Origin of the sequence: Streptomyces sp. SM18 (assembly GCF_002910775.2) — a bacterium.
GTDB lineage: Bacteria > Actinomycetota > Actinomycetes > Streptomycetales > Streptomycetaceae > Streptomyces > Streptomyces halstedii.
In genome coordinates this window covers 6,223,723-6,236,386 of the sequence record NZ_CP029342.1, presented here as the reverse complement: position 1 = coordinate 6,236,386, position 12,664 = coordinate 6,223,723, and the positions used below count along the sequence as shown (strand labels likewise).

The window sequence follows — 12,664 nt, the reverse complement described above, 5'->3', positions numbered from 1 at the left end:
GCCGCTCGTCCGGGCGACTCCCACTCGAACACAACTCATCGATTCCATCGGGTGTTCGGGAAGATTCCGCCCATCGGTGACGCCCTTCTCCACGATGGCGTTCACTTGTCCCGAAAGCCCCTGAAGGGGTTGGTCTTTCCGTCACGATGGCGCCGGAAACGCCCTACGTGACGCAAGGGACCGCGCATGAGACTGACCGACATATCGCTTGACTGGCTGCTTCCGGGCGCCGTACTGCTCGTGGGGGTCATGGCGGCGGTGACGGTGGTCGCGCGCGGCAAGCGCGCCGCTGAGAAAGCCGCGGCCGACGACAGCTGGGAACGCAGCGAGGAGCGCCGCAGGCGCAAAGAGGCGCTGTACGCCACCGCCTCCTACGTCCTGCTGTTCTGCTGCGCCGCGGTGGCCGCCGCCCTCTCCTTCCACGGGCTCGTCGGCTTCGGCCGGCAAAACCTCAGCCTCTCCGGAGGCTGGGAGTACCTCGTACCGTTCGGGCTCGACGGGGCCGCCATGTTCTGCTCGGTCCTCGCGGTGCGCGAGGCCAGCCACGGTGACGCGGCGCTGGGATCCCGGCTGCTGGTCTGGACGTTCGCCGGTGCCGCCGCCTGGTTCAACTGGGTGCACGCCCCGCGCGGCATGACCCACGCGGGCGCGCCGCACTTCTTCGCGGGCATGTCGCTCTCGGCGGCGGTGCTCTTCGACCGCGCGCTGAAGCAGACCCGCCGGGCGGCCCTGCGTGAACAGGGCCTCGTGCCCCGGCCGCTGCCCCAGATCCGGATCGTACGGTGGCTGCGTGCCCCTCGGGAGACCTTCGGCGCCTGGTCGCTGATGCTCCTGGAAGGGGTGCGCACCCTGGACGAGGCGGTCGACGAGGTACGCGAGGACCGCCGGGAGAGGGAGCAGGACCGGCACCGCAGAAGGGACCGGGCGAAGCTGGACCGGGCCCGCATCAAGGCCCTCAACCGGCAGAACCGGGCCTGGGGCCGCAGCGGGCGCGGCGGCCACCAGGTGGACGTCCAGGCCCTCGCGCCCGCGGGGGGCGGCCCGCCGGCCGTCTCGGAGCCTGCCATAACAGAGCCGGGACAGCTGCCCCTGCGCCCCCGGCCATCCCTGCAAGCCGTGAACGGCTCGAACTCCAGGAGTACTTCGGCGCAGACCCCGAGCGGTGACCCCGTGACCGTCGATCTGACCGCGGAGGACGACACCCAGACGCTTCCCCGGCTCGACTCGCTGGAACAGAAGCTCAAGGATCTGGAGGAGCAGTTCGGCTGAGACCCCGTGCCTCGTCAGGGCCCATCTCACGCCCCGTCAGGCCCCTGGCCGGTCAGGTGTTCCCCTGCCCCGTCAGGGCTTCGCGCCCCTCAGCTCGAACCACACCACCTTGCCCAGTGCCTGCTTCGTGACTCCCCAGGAGTCCGCCAGGCTCTGTACGAGGAGCAGCCCCCGGCCGTGCGTACCGTCGTCGGCGTTCGGTACGTACGGTGCGGGCTGCTGTCCCGTCACGAAGTCGCGGACCTCCACGCGTAATCGACCGGGTGCCGAGGCCACGGTGATCGCCGCGCCGTTGCGGGTGTGGATCAGCGCGTTCGTCACCAGCTCGCTGAGCAGGAGTTCGGCGGTGTCGACCTCCCCCGGCTCCGAACGGTGGCGGAGGAACTCCCGCAGGGCGCCCCGCGCTTCGCCCACCGCCGGCAGATCGCTGTGCCCGAGTCTTCGGTGCAACAGCACCGGTCCGGCTTCCTGTCGCTGCGTCATGTCCCCCGCTCGCATGTCGGTGCACACTCCCGTCCTGGGTCGGTGACTCCGTCAGTTCTCGAACGACTTCACGGGATGCATGCCCCACAGGAGGACGGTCACGCGTGTCGTGCTGCCAACTGATGAACACGCGCGGGCGCAACCCCCCTCGCTCGAACGGGAGATGGCGGGCACTCCACGGTTGGTACCCAGAAAATTCACACGAGGCCGCGTTGACGCGGGGGTGTCTACGCGCGTCATCATGGTGGGTATGCGCATCCCCCCACGGATCACCACGCTCGGCGGCGTCGCCGCCCTCCTCTCCGTCGTCTTCGTCGCCGGCCCCGTGGCCGCGACGGCGGCCACGTCCCCTTCCACCACCCCGGTGGCCGCCTCCGGCGTCCACATCAGCGCGGTCGGCAGCGTCTGCTACTCCGCTCTGCCGTCCCAGGCCCATGACACCCTCGACCTCATCGACGCGGGCGGCCCGTTCCCGTACGACCAGGACGGCACCGTCTTCCAGAACCGCGAGGCCCTTCTGCCGAGCCGGTCGACGGGGTACTACCACGAGTACACGGTGGTCACCCCGGGCTCCGACACCCGTGGGGCCCGGCGGATCGTCACCGGTGAGCAAGTCCAGGAGGACTACTACACCGCGGACCACTACGCCTCCTTCGATCTGGTCGACCACAGCTGCTAGCCCACCCTGGTCCCGGTCCGCGCCGTCGTCCCCCACCGGCGGCGCGGACCGCCGTCCCCCCGTCTGCCCTCTTGTAGGCTCGCCGTATGACCGTGACCTATGTGATCGAGGGTTCCGAGGTCACCGGCCTGGAGCGTTTCTGGGATCTGATCGGCGAGGCGGTGAACGGCCCGGGGGGCTACTTCGGCCGTAACCTCGACGCCTTCGCCGACTGTCTGGGCGGCGGCTTCGGCACTCCGGCCGACGGCTCCTACGTCATCGAGTGGCGCGATCACGCTGCGTCGGCCCGTGCGCTGGGCCATGAGGAGACGGCCCGCCGACTGGAGGGCCTTCTCGGCCGGGCGCACCCCACCAACCGGGCGCGTGTCGGACGGGAACTGGCCGAGGCCCGCGCCGGCCGGGGCCCCACCCTCTTCGACCAGTTGGTCGGGATCATCGAGGACCGGACCGGCCCCGGGACGCTTCTCCTGAGGTGAGGTGACATGCGCCCGGCGCCGGTGGGATGCCGGCGCCGGGCGTCTCAGGTGGATCCCCGTACCCCGCGGTGCACACCCCGGGGGCCCGTGACGCTCACCGCTGGGCGGCTCAGTAGGAGGTGGAGACGCTCACTCCGTCGAAGCCCGCGGCCGCGTGGAGACTGATGTAGTGCGCTCCGGCCTTGGGGTTGTCGATCCTCAGGGTGTGCGCGTTGCCGCTTCCGGTCGCCTTGCTGGTGTAACCCGTAGTGGTGGCCCAGCCGTTGGCGCTGTAGTAGAGATCGGCGTCCCCCGTTCCGCCCGACGAGGTGATGTCGAGGCGTGTGGTGCCCGCCGGTATGTAGAGGTACAGGTAGGCGTAGTTGCCCTTGGTCGCCTTGAGTCCGCTGCGCCCGCAGTCCTTTCCGAGCTCCCGGGTGTCCGCGGCCGTGCACTCGTCGGCGGACGGCGTGGTGACCGTGCCGCAGTCACCGGCCGAGCAGGCGGTCAGCCATGTCGTCCAGTCGGCCTCGTAGCGGTTGCCGATGGTCGAGGTGAGCAGGGTCCTGGCGGCGTTCCAGTCACCGGTGCGGTAGTGGCCGAGCAGCTTGTCGACGTCCGCCCGGTGGGACTGGAGCATGTATCTGACGGCCAGGTAGCCCCAGTTGTAGACGCGGGTCTGGTCGGCGTTGTCGTAGGTGGTGTCGAACAGGGTCCTGAGGGTGTAGGTATGCGCTCCGGCGGCGGCCAGGGCCGCGTCGTATGTGACATTGCGGTAGGAGTAGGACACGTACTCCGCGAAGCCCTCGATCCACCAGATGGTGGGGGTGCTGATGCCGGCGTCGAAGTCGCCGTACATGTTGAACCGGCCGTCGAGGTAGTGGGTGTACTCGTGGTTGAGGTTCCAGATCTGGAACTCCGGGCGGACCCACTCGGCCTCGTACGCGATGAAGCGGGGCTGGTTCCCGGCGACCGCGGGATCACCCTCCAGGTACATGCCGCCGTTGTTGGTGTCGATGCCGTAGATGGCTCCGGCGTACGTCTGGTAGTCGGTGCTGGAGTCGAACGCCACCACCTCGATGGTGCTGTTGTTGTCCTGGGCGACCGGGCCGCTGTCCTTGGCTATGCGGTGGAAGTAGGCGTCCTGCTCCCGCAGGCTGGTGCAGCTCGCCGCGAGTTCGGCGGCGGTCATCTGCTGGGCCTTGATGCGGATGCTGTCGCTGCAGGTGTAGGAGACCGGGAGGACGGCGGCGCGCAGGCGTTCGGCGAGGTCGCAGGTGCCGTAGGCGGAGCAGTTGCCCTTGTCGTAGAAGTCGGCCATCTCGGCGAGGCCGACCCAGAGCGGCGCCGTGGGGCCGGTCATCGCGGTCCGGCCGAGCAGTTCGGTGACCAGCGGGCGCACCTTGGTCCGCAGGGAGGCTTCCTGGAGGAACCGGGCGAGTTCACGGCCGGCGTTCGACGTCAGGTACGACTGGTCGGTCCCCAGCAGGCCCAGATGGCCCGCGGCGAAGGCGTGGAGGGAGGTCAGCAGGCTGGGGTCGGCCTCGACCGCCTGGACGAACTCCGGGAGCTGGTGACCGCGGAATGTCACCGTGTACACGTTGTTCACCGCGTTGAGCATGTACCAGGAGCTGTTGTACGAGGAGTCGTAGGCGGCCAGCAGCCGCTTGACGACGTACAGGTACCGGGCGTTCTGCTCGGAACTGTCGATGAGGATGACGGCCTCGGCCAGCGTCTCGCCGTTGGCGTCGGTCACGTCCGAGGAGCGCGGGGAGGCGAAGAAGGCGTCGAGGCCGCCCCGGATGGCGGTGCGCAGGGCGGAGCCGTAGGAGCCCACCGTCGCCGGGTCGTAGTACTGGACGTAGTACCCGGCACGGAGGTAGAGGACCAGTTGCGGAAGTCCGGTGCTGCTGTCGCCGGGGTAGGCGGCCGAGCCGTCGCGCATGGCGTTGGCGACGGTGACCATCTGCGCCTCACGGAAGGCCTGGTAGCCATCGCCGCCCTTCACCGAGAAGAGCGTGTTCACGCAGTCGGTGGTCGAGGACTTGATCTGCTGGACCAGGGCGCTGCCGGTGCGGCTGGTGAAGTCGGAGACCTTGCACGCCGGGGCGGCGGAAGCGGTGGCGGCCCGCACGGCGGTGGACTTCGCCGTGGTGGACTTCGCGGCCGTCGCGGCCGTCGCGGCCTTCATGGAGGGTGCGGGGTGGCGGGGCCGCCCGGCGTCCTGGGTGTCGTAGTCCCGGCGCAGCGCGTCCTTCGACGCGGAGAGCGGGGCTCGTCGCGAGGGTTCGAGTGCCCCGGTGCCGACGTGGTCCGCGTCGAGGACCGGCGCGGTCGCGGGGCGGGCCGTGGGTCCGTCGGGGTCGTCCGCCCGTGCCGAAGCCGCCTCGTGTGAGCCCTCGGCCGTCGCCGTACGAGCCAGGGGGGACCGCGCTTCGGCGGCCTGGCTCGGTGCGGTGAGCATTCCGGCGCCCAGGCACGCGGCCAGGAGCACGGTGGCCACACCGCCTACGCCGCGGATTCCCTTTTTCTCTCTCTGCCTCTGTCGGACCGTTCGGTTCTTCACGTGCCGCCTCCCAGCGGAGTGGGGGCCACGCGACACCGCGTGGCCGTGGGGGTGAGCACCGGGGAGAGACCGGACCAGGTCTGACTTCACTCACGTTGTGGCATGAGCACGACCTCGTCCCGGCGCGTCTGTACAATGGCACATGTCACATGTTCTTCGGAAGCCGCTGGACGTACATTCATCGCCGCGCCAACTTCCCGTCGTCGTCAGGCCCTTGCCGCACCCCGGGATCACCGGCCCGGTCGAGGCGTTCACCGGACCTCGTACCGCCGTGCCCCTACAGAGCCATGAGGAGTACCGCCCCGTGTCCCGTACCTTCACCTCGCCGCGCACCAGCAGTCACGATCTACCGTCGTCACCCGCCCTGAACGCCTTCATGAGCACGGCGTGGACACCCACTCCGCTGCCCGCCGACGCGCGTGTGCCCAGCCACGGCCTCACGCCCGCGCGCCGGGCCCGGGTGGCCGCGCGCTTCCCCGGGGAGCGCCTGATCATCCCGGCGGGCGCCCTCGCCGTCCGTTCCTACGACACCGATCACCGCTTCCGGCCCCACACGGCGTACGCGTGGCTCACCGGCCTCACCGGCGAGGAGCAGGCCGGCCACGTCCTGGTCCTGGAACCCGACGGCGACGCGCGGCACGAGGCAGTGCTCTATCTGCGTCCCCGGTCACCGCGTACCGGCGAGGAGTTCTACCGCGACCGCCGGTACGGGGAGTTCTGGGTGGGCCGCAGACCGGAGCTGGAGGAGGCGGCCCGGATGACCGGGATTCGCTGCGCGCCCCTGGACGCCTGGGAGAAGCTGCTGACGGGTCCTCAGCCGCCCACCCGGGTCCTCGACGGCGTGGATCCGGCGGTCGACGAGGCCCTGCGCGGTCGCCGGGCGAGTCCTGCCGCACGGCGGGTACCGGCTCAGCTCGCGAGCGTGCTCTCCGAGCTCCGGCTCGTCAAGGACCGTTGGGAACAGGGCGAGTTGCAGCGAGCGGTCGACGCGACGACGGCGGGGTTCGAGGACGTCGTGCGTGCCCTGCCCCGTGCGCTGGGCCACGCCCGGGGCGAACGATGGGTGGAGGGGGTCTTCAACCTGCGCGCCCGGCTCGAAGGCAACGGCCCCGGTTACCACACCATCGCGGCCGGCGGGGCGAACGCCTGCGTCCTCCACTGGATCCGTAACGACGCGGCCCTGGCGAACGGGGAGTTGCTGTTGCTGGACGCGGGCGTGGAGATGGATTCCCTCTACACGGCGGACATCACGCGCACGCTCCCGGTGTCCGGCCGCTTCACCCCTGTGCAGCGCACCGTCTACGATCTGGTGCTGGCCGCCCAGGACGCGGGTATGGCCGCTCTGCGCCCCGGCGCGCGCTTCCGCGACTTCCATCTGGCCGCGATGCGGGTGCTGGCCGAAGGGCTGCACGCGTGGGGTGTGCTGCGGATGTCCGCCGATGAGGCGCTCGCGTCGGACAACGGTTTCTACCGCAGGTACACGCTCTGCGGCAGCGGGCACATGCTCGGCATGGACCTCCACGACTGCGCTGAGTCACGGAGGGAGGCCTATCCGGACGGGCTGCTGGAGGAGGGGCAGGTACTGACGGTGGAACCGGGGCTCTACCTCCAGCCCGACGACGAGACGTTGCCCCGGGCGCTGCGCGGGATCGGCGTCAGGATCGAGGACGATCTGGTGATCACCGCGGACGGTGCCCGGCTCATGTCCTCCGCGTTGCCGCGGACGGCGGACGGTGTCGAGGAGTGGATGGCCTCGCTGCTGGACGTCTGAGTCCCCCGTCCCCGCGGGCACGGCCCGCGGGGACGGGGCGTGGGGACGGGGCGTGGGGCGGGACGAGTGTGCGGGGGCGGGCACGCCCGGGAAGCCCGGGCGAGTGGTTCGGGGAGGCCGGTCAGGCCGGGTGGCCCGGTCAGGCGAGTGGCCCGCCATGGCCGGGTGGCCCGAGGTGGCCGGGTGACGCGAGGTGGGCGGGTGACGCGAGGTGGGCGGGTGACGTGAGGTGGCCGGGTGGCCCGGCTGGGCAGCAGGCCGGGCGCTTGTGGGCAGCCCGGCCCGGTCCGGGCGGTGGTGGCCGGCCCGGTGGGCGCAGACCGCCGCTCAGGCCTTCGGCTGGGGCGGCAGGTACGCGCGCCTCGCCCGTGGACCGTCCTCCCCCGCTCCCAGGACGTCTCCCTCCGTGGACTGCCCGGCGGCGTCCCCGGTGGGATCGCCGTCGGCCCAGAGGGACCGGACATGTGACATATGAGCCAGCATGCAGACCTCCGCACGCCGGGCGTCACCGGCCACCATGAGGTCGAGGAGCTGGACGTGCTCCTCGGCCGACGTGACCAACTGCCCTGTCTCAGCAAGCCGGTTGAGCCCGAAGAGCCGCGAGCGCTTCCGCAGGTTGGCGACCTCCTCGACCAGACGCCGGTTGCCCCCCAGTGCGAGCAGCTCCAGATGGAAGCGGCGGTCGGCCTCCAGGTAGCCGAGGATGTCGTGTTCGCGTGCGGCGTCGACGATCGCCGAGGCCAGCGGCCGGAGCGCCTCCAGCTCCCTGGTCTTGCCCATGCCGGCGATACGGCCGACCGTCGGGACCTCGATCATGGCCCGCAGCTCGGTGAAGTCGTCGAGGTCCTGCTCGGTCAACTCGGTGATCCGGAAACCCTTGTTGCGGACGGCTTCCACCAGCCCTTCACGGGCCAGGTCGAGCATGGCCTCGCGCACCGGGGTGGCGGACACACCGAACTCGGAGGCCAGCGCCGGGGCCGAGTAGATCAGCCCCGGACGGAGCTCACCGGCGATCAGAGCGGCCCTGAGCGCGTTCGCGACCTGGTCACGCAGATGCTCTTGCGCCGAGATCACGTTGAGCGACGTCAGGCGGGCCATGTCTGTTCCTCCAGCACCGTGCGGAACCCCAGAATACAATGTCACGTTTCCGTTGAGATCCGCCGACGCCGGGCGCGTTCCCGCCGGGCGCGTTCACCTCACAGAAGGAACCCTTCGGGGAAGGGGTCCGTAGGGGCCAGGAAGTACTGGGCGGTTCCGGTGATCCACGCCCGCCCGGTCACGGTGGGGACGACCGCGGGCAGACCCCCGACGGTCGTCTCCTTCACGAGCCGGCCCGTGAAGGAGGTACCGATGAACGACTCGTTGACGAAGTCGGTGTGCAGGGGCAGGTGTCCTCGGGCGTGCAGTTGCGCCATGCGCGCGGAGGTACCCGTACCGCACGGGGAGCGGTCGAACCAGCCCGGGTGGATGGCCATGGCGTGCCGGGAGCGCTCGTGGTCGGACCCCGGGGCGATCAGCTGGACGTGTTTGAGGCCGTTGATGTCCGGGTCCTCGGGGTGGACGGGCCGGTCCGCCGCGTTGACCGCGTCCATGACGGCGAGCCCGGCGGCGAGGATGTCGTCCTTGTGGGACCGGTCGAAGGGCAGCCCGAGCCCGGCCAGCGGCACCATCGCGTAGAAGTTGCCGCCGTAGGCGAGGTCGTAGCGCACGGTTCCGTGGCCGGGGATCTCGACGGTGCGGTCGAGGGCGACGCTGAACGACGGCACGTTGGTGAGGGTCACGGCGACGGCACAGCCGTCCTCCACCCGCACCTCGGCGGTCACCAGTCCGGCCGCGGTGTCCAGCCGTACGGTGGTGACGGGTTCGGTGACCTCCACCATCCCGGTCTCCACGAGCACGGTGGCCACCCCGATGGTGCCGTGCCCGCACATGGGCAGGGACCCGGACACCTCGATGAAGAGCACGCCGTAGTCGGCGTCGGGCCGGGTGGGCGGCTGGAGGATCGCACCGCTCATCGCGGCGTGCCCGCGCGGTTCGTACATCAGCAACGTGCGTACGGAGTCCCGGTGTTCGAGGAAGTACGCCCGCCGCTCGGCCATGGTGGACCCCGGCAGGGTGCCGACGCCCCCGGTGACCACGCGGGTGGGCATACCGGCGGTGTGTGAGTCGACGGCGTGGAAGATGTGACGGGTCTGCAAGGCTCCCCCTGGTGGTCACGGTCACGGCGTGGAAGGGTCGGAATCATCGTCCGCCGGGGGTTGTCCCGGCCGCGGGCCCGGCCCTTCGCCCGGCCGTGGCCCGCTCGTACCCGCGGGTGCCCGCCCGGAACTCCGGAACCGCTCCGCTCGGCGGCTCCCGACTTCCGGGCTTCGAACCCCGGGGGGATCAGGCAAGGCCCTCCGCGAGCAGTTTCTCGGTCGTGGCGCGTACGGCGGAGTGGTCCGGGGCGGACAGCGGGAGTCGGGGCGGGCGTGTGGGGCCGCCGCGCCGTCCGGCCACGTCCATGGACGCCTTGATGGCCTGGACGAACTCCGTCTTCGAGTCCCAGCGCAGCAGCGGGTGCAGTCGGCGGTACAGGGGCAGCGCCGTTGCCATGTCACCGGTGACAGCGGCCCGGTACAGCTCGACGCAGGAGGCCGGCAGGATGTTGGGGCAGCCGGCGATCCAGCCGGCGGCACCGGCGAGGGCGAGTTCGAGCAGGACGTCGTCGGCCCCGACCAGGATGTCGAGTCCGGGGGCCGTCTCAGCCATCTCGTACGCCCTGCGTACGTCACCGCTGAACTCCTTGACGGCCACGACGTCACCGGCCTGGTGGAGTTCGGCGAGCAGCGCGGGTGAGAGGTCGATCTTGGTGTCGTAGGGGTTGTTGTAGGCGACGATCGGGATACCGACCTCGGCGACGGCCGCGTAATGGGCGCGGACGGCCTCCTCGTCACAGCGGTAGGCGTTGGGCGGAAGCAGCAGGACCGAGCCCGCTCCGGCCTCGGCGGCCCGCTCGGCCCACCGGCGTGACTCCGCGCTGCCGTAGGCGGAGACGCCCGGCATGACACGGCTGCCGTCCCCCGCGGCCTCCACCGCGACCCGGACCACCCGCTCCCGCTCGTCGTCCGTCAGTGTCTGGTACTCCCCCAGCGAGCCGTTGGGCACCACACCGTCGCAGCCCGCCGCGACGAGTTGCCGCACGTGCTCGGCGAACGCGTCGAAGTCGATGGAGTCGTCGTCCCGCAGAGGCAACGGGGTGGCCACCATGACTCCGCGCCAGGGGTGGCTGCGGGTGTGCGCGAACTTCTGCATCTGAACTCCTCGAAAGGTAGGAGAGAAGGGAGGGAGGCTAGAGAGGGATGTGACATGGCACAGATGGCTCAGGGTGGTGGAGGGCGACCACCAGGGGGAGAGGCACGGTCGGGTGCCCGGTCGGCGCCGGGCCGGCGGCCGGTTTCTGGTCGCCCGCCGGCTCAGGGAATCCCACGCATGGACATCGGTCGGTGGAGGCCGGCTCATGTCCGTCGGCCCGTGGGCGCCGGATCACGGACGACGGCTCATGGACACCGAACCGTGGACGACGACCCGTGGACGAGGGCTCATGGACGCCGGCTCATGGACGACGGTTCCCACCGTTCCCGCCCGGCGCGGCGGTTCCGGGTGTCTCTGGTGCCCCGGGTGCCCCTTCCGGGTCGGCGGTGGTGTCCTCACCGGCCAGTGCGGACAGGAGTACCGGGCAGGCCGGCATGCGTCGGTCGGGCGTGGGTGCCCGTGCCCCGTCGATGTCGGAGCGGGCCAGTTCATGGACAGCGAATCCGCAGGTGCGCCCCTGGCACCAGCCCATCCCGGCCCGGGTGAAGAGCTTGACGGTACGGGCGTCCGAGGCGCCGAGCTCCGTGACCGCCGTCCTGATCCGGCCCGCGGTGACCTCCTCGCAGCGGCACACCTCGGTGTCGTCGTCGGCCCAGTCCCGCCATCCGGGGCCGGGCCGGTGCACAGCGCCCATCAGCTCGGCGAAGGCCCGTTGCGCGCGCCGGGCCCGGCGGAGGGACCGGACGCGGCCGGCCGTCTCCCGCAGGGGACCTCCCCGCACCTCGGCAGCCACCGCGTGGGCGGCCAACTCCCCCTCGACCAGGGCGAGTGCGACGCCCCCGATACCGCCCGGTTCGCCCGCCGCCCAGACTCCGCCGACGCTGGTCCGCAGCCGTTCGTCCAGCCGCAGCGCCGGGGAGCCGTCGGCCCGGACCGTGGTGTCGCAGCCGATCTCGACGGCGAGCTCGAGCTGAGGTGTCAGTCCGTGCCCCACGGCGAGCGCGTCGCACACCAGGGTGCGCCCCGAACCGGGCACGGGACGCCAGTCGCGGTCCACGCGGCTCACGGTCACCGCCTCGACCCGGTCGGCTCCGTGCACCGCGGTGACCGCGCTGTGTGACATGACACGGACTCCGGCGCGGGCCAGCGCCGCACCGTGACGGATCCCCTCCGCCAACTTGGCCGGGTTGGCCGCCAGTACCCGGGGCGCGCGGGCATACCCGCCGTAGCCCGCGGCCTCCACCAGGGCCGGAACCCGCGCGCCGACGTGGACGAGTGACACGGCCACGGCCTGCAGGAGCGGTCCGCTGCCCGCCACCACGACACGGCGTCCCGGCAGCACGAGACCGGACTTGAGCATGGCCTGCGCCCCCGCCGCGCCCACCACACCGGGCACCGTCCAGCCGGGGAAGGGCAGTTGGCGCTCGTATGCCCCCGTCGCCAGGAGTATCCGCCGGGCCAGGACCATGGGCCCGCCCTCGCCGCCTTGACCGGTCACCGTGTGCAGGGCCCAGCCGTCACGGGTACGGGCGACCGTCCACACATGGTGCCCGGACACATGGCGGACACGGCCCGCCGCGCGGTGGGCGGTGAGCCGGGTGACGAGGTCGTCGAACACACGCTGCCCGTGCGGGGCCGTCCCCGGCCGGACGGCCTCGAGCTCCTCGGGCGGGCTCCGGAAGTACTGCCCGCCGGGTGCGGCGGCCGCGTCCACCACGGTCACGTCGAGCCCGTGGTCCGCCGCGGTGACCGCCGCGGCCAGTCCCGCCGGGCCCGCCCCCACCACGGCGAGACCGGTGGCGGTCCGGCCGCCGGCCGGTGCGCGTGCCTCACTCCTGGAGCCAGGCACGGCCGTTTCCTTCCTGGGTGGTCACGGTGTCGCCCGCCCGGGCCGGCAGCAGACAAGCCCGGTTGTTGGGGGCGCCGTTGACGGTGGCCAGACAGTCGTAGCAGCTGCCGATCCCGCAGAACGCCCCGCGTGGGCGGCCGTTCAGCCGGGTGGTGCGCCAGCTCAGGATGCCGGCCGCCCACAGGGCCGCCGCGATGCTCTGCCCCGGCAGGGCGCGGACCGGCAGCCCGTCGAAGCTGAACTCGAACCCCGCCCCGGGAGCTGAAACGCCGGAACCCACGGGATTGCGTGCGCGGAT

The 12,664-nt window shown here is 71.5% G+C and carries 11 protein-coding genes; 4 read left to right on the top strand and 7 right to left on the bottom strand.

The annotated features are described in order from the left end of the window. Positions 1-186: 186 nt before the first annotated feature. Positions 187-1,269, top strand: coding sequence for a DUF2637 domain-containing protein (locus B9S64_RS27730; RefSeq protein WP_028443790.1), 1,083 nt, complete (start codon positions 187-189; stop codon positions 1,267-1,269). 72 nt (positions 1,270-1,341) lie between these two features. Here the strand turns inward: B9S64_RS27730 and B9S64_RS27725 are convergent, their stop codons facing one another. Next, the gene (locus B9S64_RS27725; protein WP_103488469.1) at positions 1,342-1,767 is read right to left on the bottom strand and encodes an ATP-binding protein; all 426 of its coding nucleotides are present in this window, start codon (positions 1,765-1,767) and stop codon (positions 1,342-1,344) included. A 235-nt stretch (positions 1,768-2,002) separates the two neighbouring features. Here B9S64_RS27725 and B9S64_RS27720 point away from each other — a divergent pair, with 235 nt between their 5' ends. Further along, entirely contained in the window at positions 2,003-2,431 is a 429-nt protein-coding gene (locus B9S64_RS27720) for a ribonuclease domain-containing protein (RefSeq protein WP_103488468.1), read from the top strand. 86 nt (positions 2,432-2,517) lie between these two features. Beyond that, complete coding sequence (locus tag B9S64_RS27715) at positions 2,518-2,907, top strand: barstar family protein (RefSeq protein WP_103488457.1); 390 nt, start codon at positions 2,518-2,520, stop codon at positions 2,905-2,907. 109 nt (positions 2,908-3,016) lie between these two features. Here the strand turns inward: B9S64_RS27715 and B9S64_RS27710 are convergent, their stop codons facing one another. Then, positions 3,017-5,452, bottom strand: a complete 2,436-nt coding sequence (locus tag B9S64_RS27710; RefSeq protein ID WP_374936016.1) for a M9 family metallopeptidase — start codon at positions 5,450-5,452, stop codon at positions 3,017-3,019. A gap of 304 nt (positions 5,453-5,756) precedes the next feature. On the opposite strand from B9S64_RS27710, the gene B9S64_RS27705 reads away from it, so the two are divergent. Beyond that, entirely contained in the window at positions 5,757-7,223 is a 1,467-nt protein-coding gene (locus B9S64_RS27705; RefSeq protein ID WP_355967745.1) for an aminopeptidase P family protein, read from the top strand. A 327-nt stretch (positions 7,224-7,550) separates the two neighbouring features. On the opposite strand, the gene B9S64_RS27700 is transcribed toward B9S64_RS27705, so the two are convergent. From B9S64_RS27700 to B9S64_RS27680, 5 genes are all read right to left on the bottom strand, one after another. Beyond that, positions 7,551-8,321: a GntR family transcriptional regulator gene (locus tag B9S64_RS27700; RefSeq protein ID WP_103488456.1), complete on the bottom strand. Its 771-nt coding sequence runs from the start codon at positions 8,319-8,321 to the stop codon at positions 7,551-7,553. A gap of 98 nt (positions 8,322-8,419) precedes the next feature. Then, positions 8,420-9,421, bottom strand: a complete 1,002-nt coding sequence (locus tag B9S64_RS27695; protein ID WP_103488455.1) for a proline racemase family protein — start codon at positions 9,419-9,421, stop codon at positions 8,420-8,422. Between the two features lie 187 nt (positions 9,422-9,608). Continuing rightward, complete coding sequence (locus B9S64_RS27690) at positions 9,609-10,517, bottom strand: dihydrodipicolinate synthase family protein (RefSeq protein ID WP_103488454.1); 909 nt, start codon at positions 10,515-10,517, stop codon at positions 9,609-9,611. Between the two features lie 301 nt (positions 10,518-10,818). Then, positions 10,819-12,366 carry an NAD(P)/FAD-dependent oxidoreductase gene (locus B9S64_RS27685; protein WP_103488453.1) on the bottom strand — a complete coding sequence of 516 codons (1,548 nt, stop codon included), beginning with the start codon at positions 12,364-12,366 and terminating at the stop codon, positions 10,819-10,821. Further along, positions 12,347-12,664, bottom strand: a complete 318-nt coding sequence (locus B9S64_RS27680) for a (2Fe-2S)-binding protein (protein WP_374936017.1) — start codon at positions 12,662-12,664, stop codon at positions 12,347-12,349. The genes B9S64_RS27685 and B9S64_RS27680 overlap by 20 nt, the downstream gene beginning before the upstream one ends.

Excerpts from the sequence above, each read along its gene's own strand:
- B9S64_RS27725 (WP_103488469.1), bottom strand. The coding sequence starts at position 1,767 with ATGCGAGCGGGGGACATGACGCAGCGACAGGAAGCCGGACCGGTGCTG.
- B9S64_RS27690 (WP_103488454.1), bottom strand. The coding sequence starts at position 10,517 with ATGCAGAAGTTCGCGCACACCCGCAGCCACCCCTGGCGCGGAGTCATG.
- B9S64_RS27700 (WP_103488456.1), bottom strand. The coding sequence starts at position 8,321 with ATGGCCCGCCTGACGTCGCTCAACGTGATCTCGGCGCAAGAGCATCTG.
- B9S64_RS27730 (WP_028443790.1), top strand. The coding sequence starts at position 187 with ATGAGACTGACCGACATATCGCTTGACTGGCTGCTTCCGGGCGCCGTA.
- B9S64_RS27715 (WP_103488457.1), top strand. The coding sequence starts at position 2,518 with ATGACCGTGACCTATGTGATCGAGGGTTCCGAGGTCACCGGCCTGGAG.
- B9S64_RS27720 (WP_103488468.1), top strand. The coding sequence starts at position 2,003 with ATGCGCATCCCCCCACGGATCACCACGCTCGGCGGCGTCGCCGCCCTC.